The organism is Aquibium oceanicum, assembly GCF_001889605.1.
Taxonomy (GTDB): domain Bacteria; phylum Pseudomonadota; class Alphaproteobacteria; order Rhizobiales; family Rhizobiaceae; genus Aquibium; species Aquibium oceanicum.
The window spans coordinates 4270122-4296975 of the sequence record NZ_CP018171.1 but is presented as its reverse complement, the minus strand read 5'-3'; the positions used below and the strand labels follow the sequence as shown (position 1 = coordinate 4296975).

Below are 26854 nucleotides of genomic sequence, written 5' to 3'. Positions count from 1 at the left end.
GTTCATGGGTCCGTCGCGGTGAAGATCGCTTTCAGGAAGCAGAATAGCACAGGCTCGGGCTTCCTTCTCGCCCGCGAAAACCGTCAATCTGAAACAGAAGCATAGCATTCTGTTTCAATCTCTGCCTGCCTCACCCCTCGAGGCGCCACCTGACAACCCGGCGGCGACTGGACGGCGGTGAGAATCCGCGCGCCGCGCTCGACCTGTCGGTACATCGGTGCCTGCTCCATTGAATTGTCAGCAGCCTCCACTGGCCCAACACCGTGCCTGCTGACAAAACGCCGCAGGTCTCCTACATGGGCGCCATGAATCCCGTCATCTCCGTCCAGAACGTCTCCAAGCATTACGCATCCGGTTTCCAGGCGCTGAAGAGCGTCGACCTGGAAATCCGCGAGGGCGAGATCTTCGCGCTGCTGGGGCCGAACGGCGCCGGCAAGACGACGTTGATCTCCATCATCTGCGGCATCGTCAACAAGTCGTCGGGAACCATCCTGGTCGCTGGCCACGACAACGTCGCCGAGTACCGCAAGGCGCGCGCGATGATCGGGCTGGTGCCGCAGGAGCTCACCACCGATGCCTTCGAGACGGTGTGGGCGACGATCAGCTACAGCCGCGGCCTGTTCGGCAAGCCGCCGGACCCGGCGCATCTGGAAAAGGTGCTGCGGCAGCTTTCGTTGTGGGACAAGAAGGACGATAAGATCGTCGCCCTGTCGGGCGGCATGAAGCGCCGGCTGCTGATCGCCAAGGCGCTGTCGCACGAGCCGCGCATCCTCTTCCTCGACGAGCCGACGGCCGGCGTCGACGTGGAACTCAGGCGCGACATGTGGGAGATGGTGCGCGGGCTGAAAGCCTCCGGCGTCACCATCATCCTCACCACGCACTACATCGAGGAAGCCGAGGAGATGGCCGACCGCGTCGGCGTCATCTCGAAGGGAGAGATCATCCTGGTCGAGGAGAAGGCCGAGCTGATGCGCAAGCTCGGCGGCAAGGAACTGACGGTGCAGCTCAAGGAGCCGCTCGCCACCATTCCCGAAAGTCTCGCGGGCTACGATCTCGAACTCTCGGAGGACGGCGAGGCACTGACCTACACTTACGACACGCGCGCCGACCGCACCGGCATCACGCGGCTCCTCCGCGATCTCGACGGCGCCGGCATCCGGTTCCGGGATCTTGAGACGCGGCAGAGCACGCTGGAACAGATTTTCGTCAGCCTCGTGAGGGAGCGGCAATGAACGGTCACGCCGTCTGGGCCATCTACCGGCAGGAGATGGCCCGCACCCGCCGGACGCTGCTTCAGAGCATCGTTTCCCCGGTCATCTCCACGTCGCTCTATTTCGTGGTCTTCGGCGCCGCGATCGGCTCGCGCATCGAGGAGATCGACGGCATCTCTTACGGCGCCTTCATCGTGCCGGGGCTGATCATGCTGTCGCTCCTGACCCAGAGTATCTCGAACGCCGCCTTCGGCATCTATTTCCCGAAATTCGTCGGCACGATCTACGAGCTCCTGTCGGCACCGATCTCCTATTTCGAGATCGTCATCGCCTTCGTCGGCGCGGCGGCGACCAAGTCGATCATCCTCGGGCTCATCATCCTGGCGACGGCGTTCCTGTTCGTGCCCATGCAGATCATGCACCCGGCTGTCATGCTGCTGTTCCTGGTGCTCACCGCCTTCACCTTCAGCCTGTTCGGCTTCATCATCGGCATCTGGGCCGACGGCTTCGAAAAGTTGCAGCTGGTGCCGCTGCTCATCGTCACCCCGCTCACCTTCCTGGGCGGAAGCTTCTATTCGATCGACATGCTGCCGCCGTTCTGGCGCACGGTCACACTGTTCAATCCGGTGGTCTATCTGGTCAGCGGTTTCCGCTGGAGCTTCTACGGCCAGTCGGACGTCAACGTCGTCGTCAGCCTCGGCATGACGCTGGCCTTCCTCGCCGCCTGCCTGGCCATCGTCGCCTGGATCTTCCGCACCGGCTACAAGCTGAAGACCTGAACGGCCGGCCGCTCGCCCGCGGCCGTCCGCGCTAACCTTCCATCAACATTCTCCAAGCAATCTCGCAATCGCCGGTCGCAAAGCGATTCGGCACCGGATTGCCCGGCCGGTCGCCGCGAGGCGACGGACCGGCCGCAGGAACCACACCGCCGGACCTCCGGCTCGTGCGGCGTCGATGTATGGAGAGAAGTATCGTGAGCGTTGAACTGAACGTCGTCGAAACGGAAACCGTCGAATGCCGCATAAACGTCTTCCCGCTCTGGCGCCGCACGGCCGAGGTGCGCCGCGCCGCCACGACGCTCGCCGTCATTGCCGACACCGACGATGCCGATGATTTCCGCCATGCCCTGGCACGGCAGTACTTCGCCGAACTGGCGGATTTCGGATTGAGCGAAGACGAGCAGGACGAACTGGTCGGCGCATTCTTCCACCAGGTCGAACTCGAACTCGAAGTGATGTTCCTCGAGGCCAGCGAAACCGTCGGCTGACCGTAGCGGCGTCGCGGCCCCCGAAAGCCGGGCAGCCGAACTGAATTCGCCCGGCCCCAAGACCTGACTTCAAACCATCCACCGGCGCGCTGCCCGATCTCAAAGGCAGCGCGCCGTTTTCGTTTCGGCCGATGCACCACCACGGGGCGAGGGGTGCGCCTGCCTCAACACTGCCCAGTGACGGGTCGGCTGAAGGAAGCGCAGGCGATCATGTCGCGAACGCTCCGGGCGATCGCGAATCAGAATGGCCACGTCGTGCCATGCGAACGGACCGAATTCCCTGACACTATCGGTAACGCGGACCCCCCGCCCGGTTAACCAAGCTTGCCGGCGCGTTAAGCCTCGAAATAGACCTTCGTTCACCGCCGATCCCCGGTGAGAGCCCGGTTTTCCGCCCGTTTTCGAAGGTTCGGCCGTCATCCGCATACCTTACCCGCCCCCGCCGCGCGCCGGTCAAAAGCCGGTTTACGTTTTGTTAAGTACGTTCATTCACAAAGATTAAGACGCGTCAGGGGTTTGGCCCGCGAATCGGAAAACCTCAACCGCGTGGAAGACGGGAAATGGTCCGGTAGTGACGGGACCGATCACAAGAGGGGCTTAGCGTGTCCAGTATTCTGACCAACGCCGCTGCGATGACCGCGCTGAAGAGCCTTCAGGCGACCAACAAGATGTTGGAGACGACGCAGGCTCGCATCTCCACCGGGTACCGGGTCGGCTCCGCCGCCGACAACGCGGCCTACTGGTCCATCGCCACCACGATGCGCTCCGACAACAAGGCGCTGCTCACCGTCCAGGACGCGCTGGGCCTCGGCGCCGCCAAGATCGACATCGCCTACACCGGCGTCAACGAAACCATCAAGGTGGTGGACGAGATCAAGGCCAAGCTGGTGGCTGCCCGCGAGCCCGGCGTCGACCGCTCCAAGATCCAGGCGGAAATCACCGCGCTGCAGGGCCAGCTGGTCGGAAACGCGGCAACCTCGTCCTTCGCGGGAGAGAACTGGCTGTCGGTCGATTCGGACTCGACGGACTACAACTCCAGCAAGTCCATGGTGGCTTCCTTCACGAGAGCGTCGGACGGCACGGTCTCGGTCTCCACCATCACGATCAACACCGACTCCATCAAGCTCTACGATTCCGCGGTCGATGTGGCGCCGGCAGGCGTGGGCGATGTCGAAACCGGCGTCGGCATCCTCGACGCCAACTACGACGCAGACACCGGTGCAAGGATCACCAACACCTCGATCACGACCTTCACCGTCTCGACCCTCGATATCTCGACGCTGACCAACAACGCCGCCGATCTCTCGCTCCTCGACAACTACATCGCCGGCGTCGACGACTCGATCTCGCGCATGACCATCGCGGCCAGCGATCTCGGTGCGGCAAAAAAGCGCGTCGATCTCCAGGTGAGCTTCGTCAACAACCTCATGGACGCGATCGATCGCGGCGTGGGTGCGCTGGTGGATGCCGACATGAACGAGGAATCCACCCGGCTCCAGGCCTTGCAGGTCCAGCAGCAGCTCGGCATCCAGGGCCTCTCCATCGCCAACGCCAGCGTTCAGGGCATCCTCTCGCTCTTCCAGGGCTAGTAAGCCACTGAGCCTGCACGCTTCATCCGTATCTGAACCCCGGCCTTCGCGCCGGGGTTTTCTTTGGCCATAACCCCCAGTCCGAATGATCGTGGGGCTCCATTCATTGGTCTACCACCAATTTTCCGGAGCGGCGATCATGTTAACAGGTGTTAAACTATTGCGTGTCAAACCTTCTGGCGGGGGCTTGGACGTTTGACGCCAAAGGCATGAAGCCGCGCTCTTCCGCCGGTTCCTTCGGCATGTCCATCTCAGTCTCTTCAGGATCACGCGGATGACGGCTCTGTCTCGCGGCAACGACCAGCATGTTGCCGAGCGTCTGGAATTTATGGACCTCGACGCGAGCGCGCGGGCGAGTCTGCAGAAGTTGAAACCACTCATCGCGAAGTCGATCGGCCCGGCGCTCGATGCCTTCTACGCCAAGGCGCGCGCCAACCCGGCCACGTCGAAGTTCTTCTCCGGCGAATCCCACGTCGCGAGCGCCAAGAACCGGCAGGAGAAGCACTGGAACGTCATCGCCGACGCGCAGTTCGGCTCCGCCTATGCCGACGCGGTCACCACGATCGGCAACACTCATGCACGCCTCGGCCTCGAGCCGCGCTGGTACATCGGCGGCTATGCGCTGATCGCCGAAAAGCTGCTCGGCGCCCTCATCGCTGATCAGTGGCCCCGGTTCGGCGCGCGGAACGGCGGCCACACTGCCATGGCGGCATCGGTTTCGAGCCTCATGAAGGCGGTGCTCCTCGACATGGATCTCGCCATCTCGACCTATCTTCTCGCGCTTGAGCAGGAGAAGGCCAAGGCGGATGCCGAAAAGCAGGAAGCGAAGGACCGGCAGGACAATGCCCTGCAGGCGATCAGACTGGCACTCTCCACGCTGGCGAAGGGAGACCTGCGTGCGCGCATCGACACGCCGCTGGGTGACGAGTTCGAAACGCTGCGGGCCGATTTCAACCTGATGGCGAACGGGCTCGAGACCGCGATCGCGAACGTCTCCCAGGTCTCCAACAGCATCGGCGGCAGCTGCGACGAGATCGGTCAGGCGTCCGACGATCTTTCCCGCCGCACCGAGCAGCAGGCGGCGAGCCTCGAGGAGACCGCCGCGGCGGTCGAGGAACTGACCGCCAGCGTCAAACGGTCTTCCGAAGGCGCCAACGCGGCTGCCGAGAAGGTGGTCGCGGCTCGCCAGGACGCCGACAGGTCGGGCAAGATCATGACCGACGCGGTTGCCGCGATGGCTAGCATCGAGAAGTCGGCGCACGAGATTTCGCAGATCATCGGCGTCATCGACGAGATCGCGTTCCAGACCAATCTCCTCGCCCTCAACGCCGGCGTCGAGGCGGCACGTGCAGGCGAAGCCGGCCGCGGCTTCGCTGTTGTCGCTCAGGAAGTCCGCGCGCTGGCGCAGCGCTCGGCGGAGGCCGCCAAGGAGATCAAGTCGCTGATCCAGAACAGCACGACCCATGTCGAGAACGGCGTGAAGCTCATGGACCAGACCGGCAAGGTGTCGGAGCGCATCATCAGCCAGGTCATCGAGATCGATCAGCTCGTCGCCGGCATGGCCTCCTCGTCCAGGGAACAGTCCACCGGTCTGGCGGAAATCAACACCGCCATCTCGCACATGGACCAGGCGACGCAGCAGAACGCGGCGATGGTCGAGGAAACCACCGCGGCCGTCCATTCGCTGCGCAACGAAGCGGGGGAACTCGTCCGCGCGATCGCCAGCTTCTCCGTCTCGGGGCAGGCAAGACCGGCGCCGGCGCGCGCGCCTTCGTCCGCAGCGAGACCGGCATCGCGCCCGAAGGCTGCCGCCGCCGCTCCCGTGCGCGGAAACACTGCGCTGAAGCCGGCCGCCGAGCAGGATGGCTGGGAAGAATTCTAAGCGATGGGGATGAAATCAGACATGGCCGCGACCGTTTCTCTTCCGCCCGTGCTCGACATCACGGCAGCCGCGCCGCTCGCCGCCGATCTGATGGCGGCCCGGGGCAAGGACGTCTCCGTCGATGGATCGAAGGTCGAGAAGATCGGCGCCCAGTGTATTCAGGTGCTTCTGTCGGCCGTCGCGACCTGGGTCAACGACGGCATGGAATTCGAGCTGGCCCGACCCTCTCCTGTGCTGGTCGAGCGACTTGGGATCGCCGGGCTCGAGCCGGCCAATTTTTCTGCGAGGAATGCTTGAGATGAAGAAGACAGTTCTGACGGTAGACGATTCTAGGACCATACGGGAAATGCTCCGGGCGGCGCTTATCGACGCCGGCATGGATGTCCTGCAGGCCGAGGACGGCATGCAGGGGCTGGAAGTGCTCGACGGCTCGATGCCGGACGTGATCGTCACCGACATCAACATGCCGCGCATGGACGGCTTCGGCTTCATCGAGGCCGTGCGCGGCAGCGAGCGTCACCGGGCGATCCCGATCCTGGTGCTCACGACCGAGAGCGTGGACGACAAGAAGGACCGCGCGCGCCGTCTCGGCGCCACCGGTTGGATCGTGAAGCCCTTCGATCCGGTCAAGCTGGTGAGCGCCATCAACCGCGTCGCGGCATAACGCATTCAAGACCCCGGGGGACCTTGCCAGTGGATACGATGGCGGCGATCAAGCAGACGTTCTTCCAGGAATGCGAAGAACAGCTTGCCGAACTCGAAACCGGACTTCTCGCGATCGAGAGCGGAGAAACCGACGAGGATACGGTCAACGCCGTGTTCCGTGCGGTGCACTCCATCAAGGGCGGCGCCGGCGCCTTCGGTCTGGAGGACCTCGTCCGTTTCGCCCACACGTTCGAGACGACGCTGGATCTCGTCCGCAGCGGCCAGATCGAGCCCGATGCCGGGCTGATCAAGCTGATGCTGCGGTCCTCCGACACGCTCGCTGACCTGGTTCGCTTTTCGCGTGACGGGGGCGAGAAGGACGACGCCCGCGTTTCCCAGCTCCACGACGAACTCACGCGTGCCGCCAATCCGAACGCAGAAGTCGCCGAAACCAAGCCGGCGAAGAAGCAGCCCAAGAAGGCGGCCAAGGCGCCGGAGCCGGAGCCCGAGGAGCAGGAGACCGCCCCCGAGGACGACTTCGTCCCCATCACCATCTCCTTCGACGATCTGCTGGCCGGCGACGGCGACGATGCGCAGGACGACGGCCAGCGGGTCTACAAGGTCTGGTTCAAGCCGAAGCCCGAACTCTACGCGAAGGCGAACGACGCCATCAAGCTGCTGCGGGAGATCTCCGCGCTCGGCGAGGCCGACATCGCCTGCGACATTTCCGCGGTGCCGCTGCTCAGCGAACTCGATCCCGAAGGCGCCTATCTTTCGTGGAACATCCGGCTCGCCACCACCGAGCCGGAAGCCAAGATCCGCGAAGTCTTCGAATTCGTCGAGTTCGACTGCGACTTGACGGTCGAGCCGGAGCCGGAACCGGACCCGAATTTCGAATTCGTCCCCGAACCGATCGTTCCCGTCGGCGAGAAGGCGGAGGAGGCGGGCGAGGGGCCGCTGATCCCCGAAGCGGTCATGGCCAAGATCGCGGAGATCGCGTCGGCCGAGCCCGCCAAGGCATTGACGGCCGCGAACTCGCAGGCGCAGCCGGCACAGGCGGCGCAGACCACGATCCGCGTCGATCTCGACCGCGTCGACCGCCTGATCGATCTGGTCGGCGAGCTCGTCATCAACCAGTCGATGCTCTCGCAGCGCGTCACCGAAGCGGGCATCGCCCGGCTGTCGGAAGTCGCCGTCGGCCTCGACGACCTCGAGCAGCTGACCCGCGAGATCCAGGACTCGGTCATGGCGATCCGCGCCCAGCCGGTCCGCCCGATCTTCCAGCGCATGTCGCGCGTCGTGCGCGAAGTCGCCGACATGACCGGCAAATCCGTCCGCCTCGTGACGGAGGGCGAGAACTGCGAGGTCGACAAGACGGTCATCGAGCGTCTGGCCGATCCGTTGACGCACATGATCCGCAACGCCATCGACCACGGTCTCGAAAAGCCGGAGGAGCGCGTCAAGGCGGGCAAGCCCGAGCAGGGCGTCGTGCGCATGTCGGCCGCCCACCGGTCCGGCCGGGTCATCATCGAGGTGTCCGACGACGGTGCCGGCATCAACCGCGCCCGCGTCAAGGAGATCGCGATCAAGAGGGGCGTGATCGAGCCCGACGTCCAGCTTTCGGACGGCGAGATCGACGACCTGATCTTCGCGCCGGGGTTCTCGACCGCCAGCACCGTCTCGGACGTTTCCGGGCGTGGCGTCGGAATGGACGTCGTCAAGCGCTCCATCCAGGCCCTCGGCGGCCGCATCAGCATCTCGTCCAAACCCGGCAAGGGCACGGTGTTCACGCTCAGCCTGCCGCTGACGCTGGCCGTCCTCGACGGTATGGTGGTCACCGTGGCGGGGCAGACGCTGGTCGTGCCGCTGACGGCGATCGTGGAGACGTTGCAGCCGAAAGCCTCGGACGTCCACGGGCTGGGCGAGCGCGCGAAGGTGATCGCGATCCGCGGCTCCTTCATCCCGCTCATCGATGTCGGCAACAAGCTCGGCTACCGCGAAGAGGAAGCCGATCCCATCAACAGCGTCGCGATCATGGTCGAGTCGGAAAACCGCGCGCAGAGCGCCCTGATGGTCGACGGAATCATCGGCCAGCAGCAGGTCGTCATTAAGAGCCTGGAGACGAACTACGGGCAAGTGTTCGGCGTCGCCGCGGCAACCATTCTCGGCGATGGCCGGGTCGCCGTCATCCTGGACGTCGACGCGATCGTCGCCGGCAACCGATCCGATACGGCGAAGGCCGACGGCGCCAACCGCAAGAGGAATGCAGCATGATGCACGTCAAGGAACACGATGTATCGAAGGCGAGCGAGCTCATCGCCTTCAGGCTCGGCGGACAGGAGTTCTGCGTCGATATCATGTCGGTGCGCGACATCCGCGGCTGGACCCAGACCACGCCGCTGCCGCATTCGCCCGAATACGTGAAGGGGGTCATCAACCTGCGCGGTTCCGTGCTTCCGGTCATCGACCTGGCCGCGCGCCTGGGCTTCCGCTCCACCGAGCCGACGGCGCGCCATGTCATCATCGTGACGCAGGTCGGCAACCAGTCGGTCGGTCTCTTGGTCGATGCGGTGTCCGACATCCTGACGATCAACGCGGAGACCATCCAGCCGACGCCGGACGTCGCGTCCGAACTCGCAAGGGCTTTCATGAAGGGCGTGCTGGCGATCGAAGGCCGCATGATCAGCCTCATCGGGCTCGACAGCGTTCTCCAGTCCACTCGCGAAAGCTCGGGATTGCTCAATTGAGCCAGACTGCCGCGTCAAGGACGGGTGGGATCGTTCCGGGTGAGTACCTGCTCACCGCTGACGACTTCCGCCAGATCGCAGCCATCCTCCACGATCACGCTGGCATCCAGCTGTCGGAGACGAAGGCCGCGCTCGTCTATGCGCGGCTGGCCAAGCGCCTGCGGGCGCTCGGGCTGGAGAACTTCCGCGACTATTGCTCCTACGTGGTCAAGTCGGAGGGACTGGACGAGCGCCAGCGCATGGTGGCCGCTCTCACCACGAACGTCACCAAGTTCTACCGCGAGGCGCACCATTTCGAGCATCTGAAGCGGACGGTGTTTCCCGATCTGCTCGGCGCTGCGAAGCGGGGAGCCCCGGTGCGTATCTGGTCGGCCGGTTGCTCCAACGGGCAGGAGGCCTATTCGATCGCGCTGGTCATCCTGTCGATGATGCCGGACGCGGGCAAGCACGACGTGCGCATCCTCGCTTCGGACATCGATCCCAACATGATCCAGGAAGGCCGCATCGGACAGTATCCGGGCCAGGCCCTGACCGACGTTCCGCCCGAGCTGCGCAAGCGCTGGTTCCGCCGCGCGGCCGTGGGCGGCGACGAGTGGCAGGTGGCGGACGAACTGAAGGACCTGGTCTCCTTCCGCGAACTCAACCTGTTCGCCAAGTGGCCCATGCAGAAGAAGTTCGACATCGTCTTCTGCCGCAACGTCGTCATCTATTTCGACAAGGTGAAGCAAGCCGACCTGTGGACGCGCTTCTCGTCCGTGCTGAAGCCCGATGGCTGGCTGTACATCGGCCACTCGGAGCGGATTTCGGGGCCGGCGACCGATTACTTCACGTGCGAGGGCATCACCACCTGGCACCACATCAAGGGGAGTGTGCGGTGAGGCCTGTCCGTGTCCTGATCATCGACGACAGCGCGACCATGCGCAAGATCATCGGCTTCGCGCTGGCGAGCAACCCGGCCATCGAGGTCGTGGGCGAGGCGCCCGATCCGACCGAGGCGTTCCGGCTGGTGGATTCGCTTGATCCCGACGTCATCACGCTCGACATCGAGATGCCGAAGATGAACGGCATCGATTTCCTGCGCCGCGTCATGAAGCACCGGCCGCGGCCGGTCATCATGGTGTCGACGCTGACGGTCAACGGCGCTGCGGTGACGATCGAGGCACTGGCGCTCGGCGCCTTCGACTGTGTCGCCAAGCCGTCGCTCAAGGACGACCGCTCCTTCGAGGATCTGGTGGAAAAGGTGATCGCGGCGGGCGCGGGACGCAATCGCGCACGGCCGAGCAGGCCGTCTCCCGAGCCTTCCATGCCGGCTCCCGCGACCACCGGCCTTTCCGTCGCGCGCGAAAGGATCGTCGCCGTCGGCGCGTCCACGGGTGGCGTAGAGGCGCTCATCGCCATGCTGTCCGATTTCCCGGCCGATTGTCCGCCCACGGTGATCACCCAGCACATGCCGGCCAACTTCACGCGGTCCTTCGCGGAGCGCCTCGACCGGATGTGCCGGCCGACCGTGCAGGAGGCGGAAGACCGACGTCCACTCGCCCGCGGCAACATCTACATCGCACCCGGCGGCGAACGCCACCTGGAGATCGTGCGTCGCGGCGACGGCATGGAAACCCGGCTGCGCGAAGGCGAGACCGTTTCGGGCCATCGTCCCTCCGTCGACGTCCTGATGGCTTCGGTCGCCTCGGCCGTCGGACAGGACGCCGTGGGCGTGATCCTGACGGGCATGGGGAAGGACGGTGCGCAGGGTCTCTTGAAAATGCGCCAGTCCGGCGCCCGGACAATCGGTCAGGACGAACAGTCGTCGCTGATCTACGGAATGCCCCGCGTCGCCAGCGAAGTCGGTGCCGTGCAGAAACAGTTGCCATTGAACCGTATCGCGCGCGAGATCTTCTCGGGCGCGAGGTCGACTAGAGAAGGGACCGTCCTTTGTCACTCCTAGCCCAGTTGAAGATACTCGTGGTCGACGACACCACCACCAGCAGGATGCTTCTGCGCGACGCGCTCGAAACCATCGGCTTCCGCAACATCGCGGTCGCGGCCGATGGCGAACAGGCGATGCAGCTGATGATGTCGCAGCCCTCGCATCTCATCATCTCCGACATGAACATGCCCAAGATGAACGGGCTGCAGCTCCTCCACGCCGTGCGCAGCTACAAGCCCACCTCCAAGGTGCCGTTCATGATCCTCACCGGCAATGCCGACAAGAACGTGCTGATCGAGGGCCGCAAGCTCGGGCTCAACAATTACCTGAACAAGCCTTTCACCGCTCCGGATCTCAAGAAGGCGCTCGAGGCCATCGTGGGGAGGCTGCATTGATCGACAGCCGCCGCCCCGGGCGTATCCATGTCATCCAGGGTGAGTGCGCTGTAACGGATGAACCCGAAACCGTGCTGACGACGGTGCTCGGTTCCTGCGTTGCCGCCTGCATGCGCGATCCGGTCCTCAAGATCGGCGGCATGAACCACTTCCTCCTGCCCGGAGAGGGCGAACGCTCGCGCCTCAACGAGGCGGAGCGGTTCGGCGTCTACCTGATGGAGCTTCTCGTCAACGGTCTGCTGAAGCGCGGCGCGCGGCGCGAGAACATCGAGGCCAAGCTCTTCGGCGGCGCCCGCACCGTGCAGGGCTTCACCGACATCGGCGGCAAGAACGTCGATTTCGCCCGGCGTTTCCTCGAAAACGAGGGTATCGCCTTCCACGGCGGAAGCGTGGGGGGAAACCAGGGTCGCAGGCTCGAATACCAGCCCGCGACGGGTCGGGCCCGTCAGTTCCTGCTGCCGCAGGCCATCGCGCCCCTGCCGGTCGCCGAACCGCGCGTGCCGAAGGTTCCGGCCGGCGGCGATCTCGAGTTGTTCTAGGAGCGTCGTCGCATGCCTGCCGCAGCCCCAGCCTTCGCGCACGACCCGCATCACGAGCCGGTGCGCGACGTCATCGCGCGCATCGAGGCGGAACTCGAAACGATCGCCCATGCGATCGACGCCAACCACGCGCACATAGCGGTGGCCGTCGGCGAGCGCGGCAAAGGCGAGCCGGCATTCATGCGCGCCATGCAGGAGGCGGACCTCCTCTACCAGAAGGTCGAGGGCATCGCCGGCTTCCTGCGCACGCTGGCGGACATCATGCCCGCGGAGTGGGAGATCGAGACCGGCGGCGCGACGCGCAGCCTGAAGCTCACCGAACTCGTCCGCAAGATCGGTGCGAGCGTCTACGTCCCGCACCAGCACGACGAGGTCGATCACGGTCATTGCGACCTGTTCTGAACCCCTCGACGGCGGCGCAAACGCCGAATTCCGCGAACCTCCGTCACATTGGGACTTTGCATTCCCGCCACTTCCATTAGGATCGCCTCTCGCAGCCGGTCGGGCATCGCCCTTTGTCGGCGTCAATCCAAAAGGTTCCCTCGGGAGGAATGCATGACGATCCACAAGAAGAAACTTATAGCGGCCGGCGCCATGGCGTTCAGCCTCGCCTTCGGGGCCACGTCCGTGAAGGCGCAGGAATTCATCAACGTGCTCACCGGCGGTACATCGGGCGTCTACTATCCGCTCGGCGCGGCTCTGGCCCAGATCTACGGCGAGAAGATCGAGGGCGCGCGCACGCAGGTGCAGTCGACGAAGGCGTCCGTCGAGAACCTCAACCTCCTGCAGCAGGGCAAGGGCGAGATCGGTTTCGCCCTCGGCGATTCCGTCAAGTCGGCGTGGGAAGGCGACGAGGAGGCCGGTTTCCCCGGCAAGCTCGACAAGCTGCGCGGCATCGCCGCCATCTATCCCAACTTCATCCAGATCGTCGCCTCACAGGACAGCGGCATCGCGACCTTCGAGGACCTGAAGGGCAAGAGCCTCTCGGTCGGTGCGCCGAAGTCCGGCACCGAACTCAACGCCCGGCGCATCTTCGAGGCGATGGGCATGAGCTACGAGGATCTCGGCCAGACGGAATACCTGCCGTTCGGCGAGTCCGTCGAACTGATCAAGAACCGCCAGCTCGACGCCACGCTGCAGTCGGCCGGCCTCGGCGTCGCCTCCATCAAGGATCTCGCCACGTCGCTGCCGATCACCATGGTCGCCGTGCCGGCTTCGGTCGCCGAGACGCTCGGCGCGCCGTTCCTGGCCGAGACGATCCCCGCCGGCACCTACGAAGGCCAGTCCGAAGACGTGCCGACGCTCGCCATCACCAACATCCTGGTCACCCATTCGGACGTCTCGGACGAGACCGCCTACCAGATGACCAAGCAGCTCTTCGAGAACCTGCCGGAGATGGTCGCCGCGCATGCCGCCGCCAAGGCGATCAGCGCGGAAAAGGGAGCCGCTGGCCTGCCGATTCCGCTGCACCCAGGCGCCGAGCGCTATTACAAGGAAAAGGGCCTGCTCTGATCGGGCTCCGTTCCCGATCCGTCCTGAAGAACCGCGGCCGCCCTCACGGGGCGGTCGCTTCCGATGTCGGTGCCGGCGGATCGTCCGCGGGCGCTCCGCGGCCTTTCCCGCCCGGCCAGGATGGCCCGTTCGGGAAGCCGCGGCCAGCCGGGCGGCGACCGGCACCATTTTCCGGGGCATGACATGAGCAATCCGGCCGCCAGCGACGTCGGTTCCTCCGCCACCTTCCACGATCCCACGGGCGGCGGCTTTCCGCTGTCGCGCGAGGGACGCGTCCTGTTCTGGATCGCGGTCGCCTTCTCCGTCTTCCAGCTCGCCACCGCCGCCCACGTCGTCACGCTGCCGAGCCAGATCGTGCGCGCGTTCCACGTCGGTTTCCTGCTGCTGCTGGCCTTCCCGCTCGTCGCGGCCGCCGCCGGCTGGCGGATGCCGTGGAAGACGCTCGCCTGGGCCTTGGGCCTCGCCGCCATGGCGGTCGCCGCATACCAGTGGATCGAGTACAAGCCGCTGATCCTGCGCGCCGGCGATCCGCTGCCGCTCGACATTGTCTTCGGCGTCGTCGCGCTCGCCACGATATTCCTCGCCGCCTGGCTGATCATGGGGCCGGCGCTGCCGATCATCTCGGGCACCTTCCTTGCCTATTGCCTGTTCGGCGAATACCTGCCGGCGCCGCTCAACCACCGCGGCTACGATTTCGCGCAGGTCATCGACCACATGGCCTATGGGACCGAAGGCATCTACGGCATTCCGGTCTACGTCTCGTCGACCTACATCTTCCTGTTCATCCTGTTCGGCGCCTTCCTCGAGAAGGCCGGCATGATCAAGCTCTTCACCGACATTTCGCTCGGCCTCGTCGGCCATGCCCGCGGCGGCGCGGCGAAGGTGTCGGTCATCTCGTCCGGACTGATGGGCACCATCTCCGGCTCGGGCGTGGCCAATGTCGTCACCACCGGCCAGTTCACCATCCCGCTGATGAAGCGCTTCGGCTACCGCCCGGCCTTTGCCGGCGGCGTCGAGGCGACGGCCTCGATGGGCGGGCAGATCATGCCGCCGGTGATGGGCGCCGTGGCCTTCATCATGGCCGAGACGCTGGGCATCGAATACTACGAGGTCGTCAAGGCGGCCATCGTGCCGGCCATCCTCTATTTCGCCTCGACCTTCTGGATGGTGCACCTTGAAGCCGGCAAGCGCGGGCTGCACGGCCTGCCGAAATCCGAACTCCCCTCCGCCTGGGGCGCCCTCACGAAGGGATGGTACCTGCTGCTGCCGCTCGGCGTGCTCGTCTACCTGCTCTTCACCGGCTACACGCCGCTCTTTGCCGGCACGGTCGGCCTGTCCTTCACCGTGCTCCTGATCCTCGGCGGCTCGGTGGCGCTCGGCCTGCCCGGCCAGGTCATCCGCGTCATCTTCTGGATCGGCCTTGGTCTCGTCGCCGCGAGCTTCTTCCGTTTTGGCATCAACGTCGTGCTGATTGCCGTCGCGCTGCTGATCCTCGCCAACGTCTTCGTCGAGGGCGGCCGCAAGACGCTCGCGGTCTGTCGCGACTCGCTTGCGGATGGCGCGCGCACCGCGCTTCCCGTCGGCATCGCCTGCGCGATCGTCGGCATCATCATCGGCACCATGACGCTGACCGGCGTCGCCAACACCTTCGGCCAGTACATCGTCTCGGTCGGGCAGAACTCGCTGTTCCTGTCGCTGGTGTTGACCATGATCACCTGCATCGTGCTCGGCATGGGCATACCGACCATCCCGAACTACATCATCACCTCGACGATCGCCGGCCCGGCATTGCTGGAACTCGGCGTGCCGCTCATCGTCAGCCACATGTTCGTCTTCTATTTCGGCATCCTCGCCGACCTGACGCCGCCGGTCGCTCTCGCCTGCTTCGCCGCGGCCCCCATCGCCAAGGAGGGCGGGCTGCGCATTTCCATGGAAGCCGTGAAGGTCGCCGCCGCGGGTTTCGTCATCCCCTACATGGCCGTCTACACGCCCGCGCTGATGCTGCAGGACGGCGGACCGCTGGCCGAAACCATCGGCTACTGGCCGGCCGTCGCCTACATCGTCTTCAAGGCGGGGCTGGCGATCTGCCTGTGGGGCGCGGCCGTCATCGGCTACCTGCGCACGCCGCTCGCGGCCTGGGAACGCCTCATCGCCGCCGCCGCCGCCTTTACCCTGATCGCCGCGCTGCCGGTGACCGACGAGATCGGCTTCGCGCTCGCCGCGGTGGTGATCGGCGCGCATTTGTGGCGGACGCGGGGCAGGGCGGCGGAGCCGGCTCCCGAAGGTTAGAAGATGCCGCTCTGCATCCTCGCCGCCGGCAAGACCACGGTGCTTGCGGCGGCGGCGTTCACACTGTCCTGGACGCACTCTGTCGAAAAGACGCGTTGGGAGGAGGACTGGCGGGTCACGCCAGCCGGCCTCGAACTCGCCGCGGCACGCGTCGAGGGCACCGGCGCCGGCATGGAGATCCCCGATGGAGCGGTGCTGAAGGACGGCATGTGGACCTACCATCCGGCCCTGCCGCCGCAGGAGGCGCTGCGTCTTGCCAGTTCCGGCGCGACGGTTGGCGGGTGGATGCTATGCGCGGACGGCAATTGCCTGACGATCGGCGCAGAGCCGGCCGAACCGGTCGAAATCAGGGGCTGTGAGGATTAGGCTCCACAAGGACTGTACGGCCTTCGTGGATACACCTGGCCGGCTGAAGAGAGCAAATCATTGATTTCGTTGCGAAATGCTCGATTGGTCGATACTCCCGCCCCATATCTGTCCACGCCTTCCGCTCCTCCATCATACTCCCCTTCGTCACTTCCGCCGGGCCTTGGGTGGCTGCCGGGCCGACCGGGGGGACGTGGCGGCGCGCGGGATTGGCCTCGTCCGGTTGGCGGGGTCGGGGATTGCCTCGGCAAGGCCCCACGGTCCCGGCCCCTCCGGTGCTGGCGACCCACGGCTTTCGGGCACAGGGTGAGTCAGAGGGGGGCAGCAGCGTCGGCGGTGCGCGTCTGCCGGGCATCGTTTTAGAAAAACAGCGCTGTCGGACCGTCCGCCAGCGCGCGCACCGCCTCCCTCCGCGGAGGGTTTTTTCAATAGCCAGACGCTTCCGGCGGGCGTGGCGATGATGAAGCATGCCAGGTTTTCCGGCGAGAGGTCCCATGTGACGCCGCTTCCTTTTCGCCCCGTCACCCTTATGAATGGGCCATGGCCTTCACGCTCCGCCAGCTCCAGTATTTCGTCGCCGTCGCCGAGCAGGGCACGGTGAGCCGCGCCGCGCAGAATCTGTCGATCTCGCAGTCGTCGGTCACCGAAGCCATCAAGGAACTGGAGGGCGATCTGGGGGTGGAGCTGTTCGAGCGGCATCCGCGTGGGCTGTCCATCACCCACAAGGGCCACCAGTTCCTGCGCCATGCCACCAAGATTCTGGCCGACGTGTCGGACGCGCGGCGCACCTTCTCGGGCGATCCGGAGACCGTAACCGGTAGCCTGCAACTCGGCGTGACCTCGCTTGTCGCCGGCTACGTGCTGTCCGACCTTCTCGCCCGCTACCGCCGCGCCTGGCCGGGCGTGGAGGTCTCGGCCATCGAGGACAATGGCGACTATCTCGAGCATCTGCTGGTCGGCGGCGAGCTCGACGTCGCCGTCATGGTCATCTCCAACCTGCGCGACCGCATGGCGCTGCAGGCCGAGATCCTCGAAGTCTCGCCCTACCGGCTGTGGCTGCCGCTCGGCCATCCGCTGGTCGGCGCCGACATCATCACGCTGGCCGACATCGCGACCTTGCCGCTGATCATGCTCACCATCGACGAGATCGAGGAGAACACCGGCAAGCTCCTAATGGCGCTCGGCACCCGCCCGCACGTCGCGTTTCGCACCCGCTCGGTCGAGGCGGTCCGCAGCCTCGTCGCCACCGGGGCGGGGATCGCCCTGCTGCCCGACCTCGTCTACCGCCCCTGGTCGCTGGAAGGCGACCGCATCGAAAGCCGCGACGTCTCCGGCTCGCTGCCGGCGGTGCAGGTCGGCATGGTCTGGCGCCGCGGCTCCAGCCTGTCGCAGACCGCGCGCGACTTCATCGGCATCGCGCAGGGGCAGAGGACGATGCGGGGAAGGTGAGGGGGGTGGTGGCGATTGTGACGATGCGATGGACCGATGGAACAGAATTATGAACTGTTTCAGAATTCGTTTGCGATCCAATTGCAGGTGTCCCCATGCTGATTCCCTACTGGATTGAGTTCGAGAACGCTTCCGGCGTTGGCATAACGGCTCGGTCTGAAGACGACGCGCTTGCTTTGCTTGCAAGGGTGTTTGGTAATGAGCGACAACCACTGCAGATTTCACCTATCGACGACCTTAGCCATCTAGATCAAGAACACGTCGTTCCGAATATGGGAAACTGGCTCAGGCGTGGTATCTGGTACCCGCTGGGCTTCGATAGTGTACCCGAATTTTGAGGCTTGCTCACTACCCATGTCCAGCGTTCGAATTTATACAGAATCATAGTATTCTGTTTCAATATTTCGTCCCCCGCGGCAGGAAATCCTCTGCGCCACCGAACGTCGGCTTCCGGACTATACCGCACGTTTTCGAAACCCGTTTGCCGACCTCGGTGACGATGCTATTCTCATCGGCATGAACCAGCTCTTCCGAAATCCCGAGCTTCGCTCAGCCGACCTTCCGATCACCACCCGGGCCGCCGAGGGGCTGGAGCGGCGGCGGTGGACCGTGGCCGAGATCGAAGCGATGGTCAAAGCCGGTGTCCTCGACGAGGACGAGCGCTTCGAGTTGATCGGCGGGGAGATCGTGCCCATGAACCCGAAAGGCATCCGGCACGAGGTGCTAAAAAATGCGCTGGTGCGATTCTTCTCCAGAACCTTGCCGGAGGAGTTTCGGTGCGCCGTCGAAACCACCTTCCGCCTCCGCGAGGACAGTTTCGTCGAGCCCGATTTCGTGTTCTTCCGCAAGTCGGACGGCCTTGCCGCTCTGAAACCCTCCACTGCGCTTCTCGCAATCGAGGTCGCCGATTCCAGCCTGCGCTGGGATCTCGGGCGCAAGGCGCTGATCTACGCCCATTTCGGCATCCCTGAACTCTGGGTCATCGACGCGGCGAAGGAACTGATCCACGTCCATACCGAGCCGGGGCTGGAAGGCTACCGCTCGATCCGTCAGATTCCGGCCGCGGAGGAGATCGTCTCCACCGCCGTTCGCGGGCTATCTCTCACGCTCGCCACGCTCGAACGCTTCTGACGCCGCGCAGGTCAGTTGCGCTATCGGAAAAACCGATACCGCCTTTCTGACAAATGAAATTGCGAATGGCGGCAATCCTGTCACTGTGGCCGCAGGGATCATCCCGCCACAAGAGAGCGGGCCCTTTCAACGGGAGATCAGTCATGACGAAGAAGCTTCTGCATTCCTGCACCGCGCTGGCGCTCGCCCTGTCCGTCTCGGGCCAGGCGCTGGCGCAGATGACCGAGGTCGGCGAAAGCGAGGGCCAGGTCAACATCGTCGCCTGGCCGGGCTACATCGAGCGCGGCGAGACCGACAAGTCCTTCGACTGGGTGACCAAGTTCGAGGAGACCACCGGCTGCAAGGTCAACGTCAAGACGGCCAACACGTCCGACGAAATGGTGGCGCTGATGAACGAAGGCGGGTTCGATCTCGTCACCGCATCCGGCGACGCCTCGCTGCGCCTCGTCGCCGGCAAGCGCGTCCAGCCGGTCAACGTGGATCTGATCCCGAGCTGGTCGAAGGTCGACGACCGCCTGAAGGACGCGCCCTGGCACACGGTCGACGGCACCCATTACGGCGTGCCCTACATGTGGGGGCCGAACGTTCTCATGTACAACACCGAGGTCTTTAAGGAGGCGCCGGATTCCTGGAACGTCGTGTTCGAGGAGACGACGCTCGGCGACGGCTCGTCCAACAAGGGCCGCGTGCAGGCCTATGACGGGCCGATCCACGTCGCTGACGCGGCGCTCTACCTGATGACACACAAGCCGGACCTCGGCATCGAGAGCCCCTACGAGCTCAACGAGGACCAGTACAAGGCGGCGCTCGACCTGTTGCGCCAGCAGCGCCAGCTGGTCGGCCGCTACTGGCACGATGCCTTCATCCAGATCGACGACTTCAAGAACGAGGGCGTGGTGGCGTCGGGTTCCTGGCCGTTCCAGGTCAACCTCTTGAAGGCCGACAACCAGCCGGTCGCCTCCGTCTTCCCGAAGGAGGGCGTCACGGGGTGGGCCGACACGACCATGATGCATGCCGACGCCGAGAACCCCAACTGCGCCTACAAGTGGATGGAGCACACGCTGTCCTCCAACCTGCAGAGCGACCTCGCGGTGTGGTTCGGCGCCAACCCCTCCGTGCCCGCCGCCTGCACCGACGGCTCGGGCATGCAGACCGCGGAGGGCTGCACGGCCAACGGCATGGACAATTTCGATCAGGTCCGCTTCTGGACCACGCCGACTTCGAAATGCGCCAGCCAGGACGACCAGTGCGTGCCGTACTACCGCTGGGTCTCGGACTATGTCGGCGTGATCGGCGGGCGCTGAGGAAACGCCACGACAACGGCGCGGCACGCCGCTTGCGGCACCGATCCTCCCGGCGTTTCACGCCGGGAGGCATCACCCCCTCACCGGCCCTTCGGGCCACCTGTCCCCCTGCCCGGGGGAGAGGAACCGCGGCTGGACGAACACCGTAGCCTCGCGATTGGCGTTTCCTCTCCCCCGGGCAGGGGGAGAGGTGGCTCGCGAAGCGAGACGGTGAGGGGGTGCTATCTCAACCGAAGCGACCAACCCATGACCACAGCCGTTTCCTTTCAGACCGTCTCGCGCCACTACGGCCCCGTTCGCGCCGTCGACCGGGTCGATCTCGACGTCGCGGCGGGCGAGTTCTTCGCGATGCTGGGTCCCTCGGGCTCCGGCAAGACCACGTGCCTGCGCCTTATCGCCGGCTTCGAGCAGCCGACCGCCGGGCACATCGAGATATTCGGCGAGACGGCGGAAGGCGTTCCGCCCTACCGGCGCAACGTCAACACGGTGTTCCAGGACTACGCGCTGTTCCCGCATCTGAACGTCGTCGACAACGTCGCCTACGGCCTGATGGTGCGCGGCGTGGCAAAGGCCGAGCGCATGAAGGCGGCGGAGGAGGCGCTGGCGCTGGTGCAGCTTCCCGGCTACGGCCAGCGCCGCCCGGGCCAGCTCTCCGGCGGCCAGAGGCAGCGCGTTGCGCTCGCCCGCGCGCTGGTGAACCGCCCCAAGGTGCTGCTCCTCGACGAGCCGCTCGGCGCGCTCGACCTCAAGCTGCGCGAGCAGATGCAGGAGGAACTGAAGTCCCTGCAGCGCCAGCTCGGCATCACCTTCATCTTCGTCACCCACGACCAGGGAGAGGCGCTGTCGATGGCCGACCGCGTCGCCGTCTTCAATGACGGCCGCGTCATGCAGGTCGGCTCGCCGGAAGACATCTACCAGCGGCCCGCCTCGCGCTTCGTGGCCGATTTCGTCGGGTCCTCCAACGTGCTGCCGCCGGAATTCGTACAGCGCTACGACGGCCGCAAGGCCTGGGGCAGCCTGCGGCCGGAAGCCATCCGCATCCAGCAGGCCGCCTCCGGCGATGGCGTCCCCGCGCGTGTCGTTTCGAAGAACTACCTCGGCGCCGCCACCCGCGTCGCCCTCGACGCCGAAGGCCTGCGCCTCCACGCCATCGTGCCCGCCGGCGCCCGGCTGCCCGGAGAGGGCGAGGCCGTCATGCTGACCTTCAACCGCGAGCAACTGCACGTGATGGAGGGGGAGGGGTGACCGACGCCGTCTTCTCCTCCGGTTCCAGCCGCAATCCCGCCGTCCTGCCGGGACGCGGCGGGGCGTTCGGGGCCTTGTCGGACACGTTCTGGCGCCATCCCGGCCTGCTGCTCTTTCTGATGCTGACGCCGCCGGTGCTGTGGCTGGGCATCGTCTATCTCGGCTCGCTGTTCGCCCTGCTCGCGCAGAGCTTCTTCTCGATCGACGAATTCTCGGGAATGATCCGCTACGAGTTCACGCTCAAGACCTATGGCGAATTGTTTCGCGCCCAGAACCTCGACATCATCTTCCGCACTGTCGGCATGGCCGCGATGGTGACGCTGGCCGCGGCGGTCGTGGCGTTCCCGATCGCCTATTTCGCGGCGCGATACGCGCGCGGCAAGTGGAAGGCGTTCTTCTACCTGGCGGTGATGCTGCCGCTGTGGTCGAGCTACCTCGTCAAGGTCTACGCCTGGAAGCTCATCCTGGCGAAGGAGGGCATTCTCACTTGGCTGCTCGCCAAGCTGCACCTCGCGTGGCTGCTCGAGGCCTGGCTGTCGCTGCCGATCGTCGGCGGCAGCTCGCTGTCCTTCAGCTACACCGGCACCTTCCTCGTCTTCCTCTACGTCTGGCTGCCCTTCATGATCCTGCCGCTCCAGGCAGCACTCGAGCGCGTGCCGGGGAACCTGGTCGAAGCTTCCTCCGACCTCGGCGCCTCGCCGAGGCAAACCTTCCGCAACGTGATCTTCCCGCTGGCTCTGCCCGGCATGGTCGCGGGCTCGATCTTCACCTTCTCGCTCACCTTGGGCGACTACATCATCCCCCAGATCGTCGGCACGTCGCACCTGTTCCTCGGGCAGGCGGTCTACGTGCACCAGGGAACGGCCGGCAACATCCCACTCGCCGCCGCCTTCACGGTGGTGCCGATCGTCGTCATGGGCTTTTACCTGTGGGGCGCCAAACGGCTGGGGGCGTTCAATGCTCTCTGACCGCGGCCAGTCTGCCCCGCTCGCGCTAAAACTCGCCGCCGCGGCCGGGCTCCTCTTCCTGCACCTGCCGATCCTGCTGATCTTCGTCTACGCCTTCACGACGGAGGAGAAGAGCTACCAGTGGCCGCCGCCGGGCCTGACGCTGCGCTGGCTGGAAGTCACCTGGAACCGGCCGGACGTGTGGCAGGCGCTGTCGCTGTCGGTGCAGGTCGCGGCGATCTCGACGGCGATCGCGCTGGTGCTCGGCACCTTGTGCGCTGCCGCCGTCAGCCGGACGAAGTTCTTCGGCCGCGAGACGATCTCGCTGCTCGTCATACTCCCGATCGCGCTGCCCGGAATTATCACCGGCATCGCGCTACGTTCCGCGTTCAACCTGGCCGAGATCCCGTTCTCGACCTGGACCATCGTGCTCGGCCACGCGACCTTCTGCGTCGTCGTTGTGTATAACAACGCGGTCGCCCGCTTCCGGCGCACGTCGGGTTCGCTGATCGAGGCGTCGATGGACCTCGGCGCCGACGGTTTCCAGACGTTCCGGTACGTGATCCTGCCCAACATCGGCACGGCGCTTCTCGCTGGCGGCATGCTCGCCTTCGCGCTGTCCTTCGACGAGGTGATCGTCACCACCTTCACCGCCGGGCAGCAGCAGACCCTGCCGATCTGGATGCTCGAGGAACTGGTGAGGCCGCGCCAGCGCCCGGTCACCAACGTCGTGGCGATGGTGGTGGTGCTCGTCACCTTCCTGCCCATCCTCGCGGCCTTCTACCTGACCAGGGACGGCGACCAGGTCGCGGGGGCGGGGAAGTGAAACAGAGGCAGTGGGCAGTGGGCAGTCGGCAGTCGGGGCGAAGAGCTTCCCCGACTGCCGACTGCCTACTGCCGTACTGCCGATTGAACAAGGGAGACACACCAATGGACACTCAAATGCTGATCGGCTCGAAATTCGAGGCCGGGACCGAGACCGAGGAAGCGATCCTCAACCCGCGCACGGGCGCGACGATTCTGAACCTGCCGGAGGCCAGTCAGGGACAGATCGAGGCGGCGGTCGCCGCGGCCGAGAAGGCCTTCGCCACATGGTCGCGCACCACGCCGGCACAGCGCTCGGGCTACCTGCTGAAAATCGCCGACCGCATCGAGGCGGAGGCCGACGCGTTTTCGGCACTGGAAGCGCTGAACTGCGGCAAGCCGATCAACGCAGTGAAGAACGACGAGATCCCGGCGATCGTCGACTGCTACCGCTTCTTCGCGGGCGCGGTGCGGTCGATGCCCGGCGTGGTTTCGGGCGAATACCTGCCGGGGCACACCTCGATGATCCGGCGCGATCCGATCGGGATCGTCGCCTCCATCGCGCCCTGGAACTACCCGCTGATGATGATGGCCTGGAAGCTCGCGCCGGCGATCGCGGGCGGCAACACGGTGGTCTTCAAGCCGTCGGAGCAGACGCCGCTGACGGCGCTGAAACTCGCGACGATCCTCGCCGATGTCTTGCCTGAGGGGGTCGTCAACGTCGTGCTCGGACGCGGCGAGAGCGTCGGCAACGCGCTGATCAACCATCCCAAGGTCAACATGATCTCCATCACCGGCGACGTCGCCACCGGCAAGAAGGTGCTGCAGGCTGCGGCCAAGTCGGTGAAGCGCACCCATCTGGAACTCGGCGGCAAGGCGCCCGTCATCGTCTTCGACGACGCCGACATCGACGCGGTCGTGAACGGGCTGCGCGCCTTCGGCTACTACAATGCCGGCCAGGACTGCACCGCCGCCTGCCGCATCTATGCCGGCGGCAAGATCTACGACAAGCTCGTGGCGGACCTCTCCTCGGCAGTGTCCACCATCAAGTACGGCCAGGAGGACGACACGCAGAACGAGATCGGACCGCTGATCTCGAAGCGCCAGCGCGACCGCGTCGCCTCCTTCGTGGAGCGCGCGGCCGAGCTCAAGCACATCGAGATCACGACCGGCGGCAAGGCGGGCGATACCGGCGGCTTCTACTACCAGCCGACCGTGGTGGCCAACGCGCAGCAGAAGGACGAGATCGTTCAGCGCGAGGTTTTCGGGCCCGTGGTGTCGGTCACGCGCTTCTCCGACGTCGACGAGGCGGTCGGCTGGGCCAACGACAGCGACTATGGCCTGGCCTCGTCGGTCTGGACAAAGGACGTCGGCCGGGCCATGGCGACCGCCGCGCGGCTGCAATACGGCTGCACCTGGATCAACACGCACTTCATGCTGACCAACGAGATGCCGCATGGCGGGCTGAAGCAGTCCGGCTACGGCAAGGACATGTCGCTCTACGCGCTGGAGGACTACACGGCGGTCCGGCACGTGATGGTGGCGCACGGGTAGGGAGTTCATGATCTGAAAGCGGGCGAAATCCTGAACGATCGGGAAATCGATGAAATTCTCGCTTTGATGATGGCCATTGCCGTCCGGGATCACCGAGCTGTCGCGGAACAGGGAGCGCTGCTTCCGGAACACCGAAATCACTTCTGGACCACCATAGATTCCTATGGCCAACAGGAGTTTTGTAGGCCTCTTCGTCAACACGTAGAGGACGCGTCAATCGTTGCATTTTTGGATGGCCGAGGTTTCGCAGTCGAAGCCGAACTTAATGTCAAGGATGCGCGAGCGGAGGAAGTTTCTTCCCTCGTCGTATCCTTCGAGGTTCTGAGAGACAGCGGCGCGGGGGTCCATCTGCACTACGCCTATTGGTAAGCGCGGTCGGCCGTCGTGTCGGATGCGATTGATCTTTGCCGGGGATGCAAAGCCCTCCGTAGTGATGGACAGGCATGCCTCATGGCAAGCCAAGCACGTCCCCGCGGCTCGTCGCCGCGTAGTCCCTGACCGTCATCCCGCCTTGGCCGGTTCTTTCATGTGCTGCCAGTCGGCATGCTTCGGCGTGCGGTTCGAGCGATAGGCGACGTGGTGGATCTGCTCGATCTTGATGGCGATATCGCTCAGGAATCGGCAACGGTGCCGTCGCAGATTGGCGCGCCGCCGGATTGACGCTATGATGAACCTGACGCGATAGGCGGAGCGGCGACTTGCGCCGCGCCACTGCCACATGAACGCTCTCGGTGGGGAGGTCAGGCATGGTAATACGCATTCTAGTAGCGTGCGCCCTGATGATCGCGGTCGCGATTCCGGCGACGGCGGACGAGATTGCCGGCAGCGGCTTCAGGTCCGGAAAGTGGTCGGGCAGCGCCTATACCGACCAGGGCGCGTTCAGCCATTGCGCCATGGCGACCGACTACCAGTCGGGCATCCGGCTGCATTTCGCCATCGACAAGACCTATCACTGGCGGATCGGCCTGTCGCATCCCGACTGGAAGATGACGCCGGGCGAGAGCTTCCAGATCTCCTATGAGGTCGACCGCTACGGCGCCACCGCCTCGGATGCGCGGGTTATAGGAACGGACTTCCTGCTTGCCGAACTCGTCGCGACCGATCGCGTCTTCAACCAGTTCCGCCGCGGCAAGATGCTGAAGATCGACGCGGGAAGCCAGAGCTATTCCTTCGTGCTGACGGGCACGTCGCGCGCCCTGTCGCAGACGCTCAAATGCGTCGAGCGCAACATCGACTACCGCGAGCGGCCGGCTCCCGGGGCGCCGGGTGTTCCTTCGGCCTCCATGAGCCTCGACGGGGCGATGCCGACCGCCATTCCGACCCATGCGCCGGAAGCCACGCGGCGCGAGGCGAGCAGCGGCCCGCAAGCGCCGCAGGCACCGGCCGCGCCTGCTTCGGCGGAGGCTTCGAACCGCACGACGCAGATGCCGCAAACGGCGGCGCTCGACCTGCCCGACACCGGCACGGATGGCCAGCGCACGGCTGCCTCCGGCATTGGTCCGGTGGTGCTCGATGCGCCCGAGCCGACGCTGGACGCGGTGCGGTTCATGTTTCGCATCTTCCGCTCGGAGGACTTCGCGCAATACCGCTTCACCGACCACACGGGTGCTGGCGCGGATGCGTCGGGGATCGACCGTTCGGCCGCCATCGCCTGGACCTCGCCGCGCGGACCCGGCGTGCTGAAGGTCTACGACGCGGCTTCGGCGCAACTCGACGGCGTCATCGCGGAGGCGATCGCCGAGGACGCCCGCAAATGCCGCGGCGCCTTTGCATCCGGCAAGAAGCCGGCGCAGGAGGCTCCGGCGATCTCGACTGCGTTCACCGCCTGCAAGGACGGCGAGGTCTACGAGACCTATCGCGATTACGTGGCCTTCAGGCACGGCTCCGGCAATCTCTACCTGATCGCGAGCGACCAGTCCGGGACGTCGTCGATCGACGAGACGGTGCCGGCGACATTCGTGCGCAGCATCGTGGCGTTGGCCGAGTAGTTCCTGGCCCGCCCTTGGCCGATGCGGCCAACTGCATTATCTCAGGGCGCGAAGCGAACCGGAACC

Annotated in this window: 27 protein-coding genes; 26 read left to right on the top strand and 1 reads right to left on the bottom strand. The window is 65.2% G+C overall.

The genetic code is table 11. From position 1 onward, the window contains the following. Positions 1–305: 305 nt before the first annotated feature. The 25 genes from BSQ44_RS20970 to BSQ44_RS20855 all read left to right on the top strand — a co-directional run bounded on the left by BSQ44_RS20970 (position 306) and on the right by BSQ44_RS20855 (position 24800). The gene (locus BSQ44_RS20970) at positions 306–1232 is read left to right on the top strand and encodes an ABC transporter ATP-binding protein (RefSeq protein WP_072608197.1); all 927 of its coding nucleotides are present in this window, start codon (positions 306–308) and stop codon (positions 1230–1232) included. Continuing rightward, entirely contained in the window at positions 1229–1990 is a 762-nt protein-coding gene (locus tag BSQ44_RS20965; RefSeq protein ID WP_072607034.1) for an ABC transporter permease, read from the top strand. Before BSQ44_RS20970 ends, BSQ44_RS20965 begins: the two co-directional genes overlap by 4 nt. A gap of 194 nt (positions 1991–2184) precedes the next feature. Continuing rightward, positions 2185–2478 (top strand): DUF6074 family protein, encoded by a 294-nt coding sequence (locus tag BSQ44_RS20960; RefSeq protein ID WP_072607033.1) that lies wholly within the window; start codon positions 2185–2187, stop codon positions 2476–2478. A 602-nt stretch (positions 2479–3080) separates the two neighbouring features. Then, the gene (locus BSQ44_RS20955) at positions 3081–4067 is read left to right on the top strand and encodes a flagellin N-terminal helical domain-containing protein (protein ID WP_072607032.1); all 987 of its coding nucleotides are present in this window, start codon (positions 3081–3083) and stop codon (positions 4065–4067) included. 274 nt (positions 4068–4341) lie between these two features. Then, positions 4342–5949 carry a globin-coupled sensor protein gene (locus BSQ44_RS20950; RefSeq protein ID WP_072607031.1) on the top strand — a complete coding sequence of 536 codons (1608 nt, stop codon included), beginning with the start codon at positions 4342–4344 and terminating at the stop codon, positions 5947–5949. A 21-nt stretch (positions 5950–5970) separates the two neighbouring features. Beyond that, complete coding sequence (locus BSQ44_RS20945) at positions 5971–6246, top strand: STAS domain-containing protein (RefSeq protein ID WP_114580010.1); 276 nt, start codon at positions 5971–5973, stop codon at positions 6244–6246. 1 nt (position 6247) lies between these two features. After that, positions 6248–6613: a response regulator gene (locus BSQ44_RS20940; RefSeq protein ID WP_072607029.1), complete on the top strand. Its 366-nt coding sequence runs from the start codon at positions 6248–6250 to the stop codon at positions 6611–6613. 38 nt (positions 6614–6651) lie between these two features. Further along, the gene (locus tag BSQ44_RS20935; RefSeq protein ID WP_072607028.1) at positions 6652–8868 is read left to right on the top strand and encodes a chemotaxis protein CheA; all 2217 of its coding nucleotides are present in this window, start codon (positions 6652–6654) and stop codon (positions 8866–8868) included. Beyond that, positions 8865–9341 (top strand): chemotaxis protein CheW, encoded by a 477-nt coding sequence (locus tag BSQ44_RS20930; RefSeq protein ID WP_072607027.1) that lies wholly within the window; start codon positions 8865–8867, stop codon positions 9339–9341. Before BSQ44_RS20935 ends, BSQ44_RS20930 begins: the two co-directional genes overlap by 4 nt. Beyond that, a complete protein-coding gene (locus tag BSQ44_RS20925) occupies positions 9338–10219 on the top strand; it encodes a CheR family methyltransferase (RefSeq protein ID WP_072607026.1) in 882 nt (293 codons plus the stop codon). The genes BSQ44_RS20930 and BSQ44_RS20925 overlap by 4 nt, the downstream gene beginning before the upstream one ends. 38 nt (positions 10220–10257) lie before the next feature. Further along, the gene (locus tag BSQ44_RS20920; protein ID WP_235633441.1) at positions 10258–11283 is read left to right on the top strand and encodes a protein-glutamate methylesterase/protein-glutamine glutaminase; all 1026 of its coding nucleotides are present in this window, start codon (positions 10258–10260) and stop codon (positions 11281–11283) included. Then, positions 11271–11660, top strand: a complete 390-nt coding sequence (locus BSQ44_RS20915) for a response regulator (RefSeq protein WP_072607024.1) — start codon at positions 11271–11273, stop codon at positions 11658–11660. The genes BSQ44_RS20920 and BSQ44_RS20915 overlap by 13 nt, the downstream gene beginning before the upstream one ends. Continuing rightward, positions 11657–12199: a chemotaxis protein CheD gene (locus BSQ44_RS20910; protein WP_072607023.1), complete on the top strand. Its 543-nt coding sequence runs from the start codon at positions 11657–11659 to the stop codon at positions 12197–12199. Before BSQ44_RS20915 ends, BSQ44_RS20910 begins: the two co-directional genes overlap by 4 nt. A 12-nt stretch (positions 12200–12211) precedes the next feature. Beyond that, entirely contained in the window at positions 12212–12601 is a 390-nt protein-coding gene (locus BSQ44_RS20905) for a hypothetical protein (RefSeq protein WP_072607022.1), read from the top strand. 153 nt (positions 12602–12754) lie between these two features. Next, positions 12755–13711, top strand: coding sequence for a TAXI family TRAP transporter solute-binding subunit (locus BSQ44_RS20900; protein WP_072607021.1), 957 nt, complete (start codon positions 12755–12757; stop codon positions 13709–13711). Between the two features lie 183 nt (positions 13712–13894). After that, positions 13895–16000, top strand: coding sequence for a TRAP transporter permease (locus tag BSQ44_RS20895; protein ID WP_072608196.1), 2106 nt, complete (start codon positions 13895–13897; stop codon positions 15998–16000). A 3-nt stretch (positions 16001–16003) separates the two neighbouring features. Beyond that, on the top strand, positions 16004–16366 hold the full coding sequence (locus tag BSQ44_RS20890; RefSeq protein WP_072607020.1) for a DUF1850 domain-containing protein: 363 nt from the start codon (positions 16004–16006) through the stop codon (positions 16364–16366). Between the two features lie 540 nt (positions 16367–16906). Next, a complete protein-coding gene (locus tag BSQ44_RS20885; protein WP_072607019.1) occupies positions 16907–17815 on the top strand; it encodes a LysR family transcriptional regulator in 909 nt (302 codons plus the stop codon). 95 nt (positions 17816–17910) lie between these two features. Further along, entirely contained in the window at positions 17911–18153 is a 243-nt protein-coding gene (locus BSQ44_RS27015) for a hypothetical protein (RefSeq protein ID WP_157894658.1), read from the top strand. A 178-nt stretch (positions 18154–18331) separates the two neighbouring features. Continuing rightward, entirely contained in the window at positions 18332–18946 is a 615-nt protein-coding gene (locus tag BSQ44_RS20880) for a Uma2 family endonuclease (protein WP_072607018.1), read from the top strand. Positions 18947–19089: 143 nt separating this feature from the next. Further along, positions 19090–20250: an ABC transporter substrate-binding protein gene (locus tag BSQ44_RS20875; RefSeq protein ID WP_072607017.1), complete on the top strand. Its 1161-nt coding sequence runs from the start codon at positions 19090–19092 to the stop codon at positions 20248–20250. 246 nt (positions 20251–20496) lie between these two features. Further along, positions 20497–21495: an ABC transporter ATP-binding protein gene (locus tag BSQ44_RS20870; protein ID WP_072607016.1), complete on the top strand. Its 999-nt coding sequence runs from the start codon at positions 20497–20499 to the stop codon at positions 21493–21495. After that, a complete protein-coding gene (locus BSQ44_RS20865) occupies positions 21492–22463 on the top strand; it encodes an ABC transporter permease (protein ID WP_072607015.1) in 972 nt (323 codons plus the stop codon). The genes BSQ44_RS20870 and BSQ44_RS20865 overlap by 4 nt, the downstream gene beginning before the upstream one ends. Next, the gene (locus BSQ44_RS20860) at positions 22453–23268 is read left to right on the top strand and encodes an ABC transporter permease (RefSeq protein WP_072607014.1); all 816 of its coding nucleotides are present in this window, start codon (positions 22453–22455) and stop codon (positions 23266–23268) included. The genes BSQ44_RS20865 and BSQ44_RS20860 overlap by 11 nt, the downstream gene beginning before the upstream one ends. Before the next feature lie 104 nt (positions 23269–23372). After that, positions 23373–24800: a gamma-aminobutyraldehyde dehydrogenase gene (locus BSQ44_RS20855; protein WP_072607013.1), complete on the top strand. Its 1428-nt coding sequence runs from the start codon at positions 23373–23375 to the stop codon at positions 24798–24800. Between the two features lie 501 nt (positions 24801–25301). Here the strand turns inward: BSQ44_RS20855 and BSQ44_RS20845 are convergent. Beyond that, positions 25302–25520, bottom strand: a complete 219-nt coding sequence (locus tag BSQ44_RS20845; RefSeq protein ID WP_072607011.1) for a hypothetical protein — start codon at positions 25518–25520, stop codon at positions 25302–25304. Positions 25521–25546: 26 nt separating this feature from the next. Between BSQ44_RS20845 and BSQ44_RS20840 the strand changes: the two genes are divergently transcribed. Next, the gene (locus tag BSQ44_RS20840; protein WP_157894657.1) at positions 25547–26788 is read left to right on the top strand and encodes a hypothetical protein; all 1242 of its coding nucleotides are present in this window, start codon (positions 25547–25549) and stop codon (positions 26786–26788) included. Positions 26789–26854: the final 66 nt, after the last annotated feature.

What these genes read in the sequence shown, in the direction of transcription:
- BSQ44_RS20970 (WP_072608197.1), top strand. Translation starts at nt 306, where the DNA reads ATGAATCCCGTCATCTCCGTCCAGAACGTCTCCAAGCATTACGCATCC.
- BSQ44_RS20965 (WP_072607034.1), top strand. Translation starts at nt 1,229, where the DNA reads ATGAACGGTCACGCCGTCTGGGCCATCTACCGGCAGGAGATGGCCCGC.
- BSQ44_RS20950 (WP_072607031.1), top strand. Translation starts at nt 4,342, where the DNA reads ATGACGGCTCTGTCTCGCGGCAACGACCAGCATGTTGCCGAGCGTCTG.
- BSQ44_RS20945 (WP_114580010.1), top strand. Translation starts at nt 5,971, where the DNA reads ATGGCCGCGACCGTTTCTCTTCCGCCCGTGCTCGACATCACGGCAGCC.
- BSQ44_RS20940 (WP_072607029.1), top strand. Translation starts at nt 6,248, where the DNA reads ATGAAGAAGACAGTTCTGACGGTAGACGATTCTAGGACCATACGGGAA.
- BSQ44_RS20935 (WP_072607028.1), top strand. Translation starts at nt 6,652, where the DNA reads ATGGCGGCGATCAAGCAGACGTTCTTCCAGGAATGCGAAGAACAGCTT.
- BSQ44_RS20930 (WP_072607027.1), top strand. Translation starts at nt 8,865, where the DNA reads ATGATGCACGTCAAGGAACACGATGTATCGAAGGCGAGCGAGCTCATC.
- BSQ44_RS20920 (WP_235633441.1), top strand. Translation starts at nt 10,258, where the DNA reads ATGCGCAAGATCATCGGCTTCGCGCTGGCGAGCAACCCGGCCATCGAG.
- BSQ44_RS20905 (WP_072607022.1), top strand. Translation starts at nt 12,212, where the DNA reads ATGCCTGCCGCAGCCCCAGCCTTCGCGCACGACCCGCATCACGAGCCG.
- BSQ44_RS20900 (WP_072607021.1), top strand. Translation starts at nt 12,755, where the DNA reads ATGACGATCCACAAGAAGAAACTTATAGCGGCCGGCGCCATGGCGTTC.
- BSQ44_RS20895 (WP_072608196.1), top strand. Translation starts at nt 13,895, where the DNA reads ATGAGCAATCCGGCCGCCAGCGACGTCGGTTCCTCCGCCACCTTCCAC.
- BSQ44_RS20890 (WP_072607020.1), top strand. Translation starts at nt 16,004, where the DNA reads ATGCCGCTCTGCATCCTCGCCGCCGGCAAGACCACGGTGCTTGCGGCG.
- BSQ44_RS20885 (WP_072607019.1), top strand. Translation starts at nt 16,907, where the DNA reads ATGGCCTTCACGCTCCGCCAGCTCCAGTATTTCGTCGCCGTCGCCGAG.
- BSQ44_RS27015 (WP_157894658.1), top strand. Translation starts at nt 17,911, where the DNA reads ATGCTGATTCCCTACTGGATTGAGTTCGAGAACGCTTCCGGCGTTGGC.
- BSQ44_RS20880 (WP_072607018.1), top strand. Translation starts at nt 18,332, where the DNA reads ATGAACCAGCTCTTCCGAAATCCCGAGCTTCGCTCAGCCGACCTTCCG.
- BSQ44_RS20875 (WP_072607017.1), top strand. Translation starts at nt 19,090, where the DNA reads ATGACGAAGAAGCTTCTGCATTCCTGCACCGCGCTGGCGCTCGCCCTG.
- BSQ44_RS20870 (WP_072607016.1), top strand. Translation starts at nt 20,497, where the DNA reads ATGACCACAGCCGTTTCCTTTCAGACCGTCTCGCGCCACTACGGCCCC.
- BSQ44_RS20860 (WP_072607014.1), top strand. Translation starts at nt 22,453, where the DNA reads ATGCTCTCTGACCGCGGCCAGTCTGCCCCGCTCGCGCTAAAACTCGCC.
- BSQ44_RS20855 (WP_072607013.1), top strand. Translation starts at nt 23,373, where the DNA reads ATGGACACTCAAATGCTGATCGGCTCGAAATTCGAGGCCGGGACCGAG.
- BSQ44_RS20845 (WP_072607011.1), bottom strand. Translation starts at nt 25,520, where the DNA reads ATGTGGCAGTGGCGCGGCGCAAGTCGCCGCTCCGCCTATCGCGTCAGG.
- BSQ44_RS20840 (WP_157894657.1), top strand. Translation starts at nt 25,547, where the DNA reads ATGGTAATACGCATTCTAGTAGCGTGCGCCCTGATGATCGCGGTCGCG.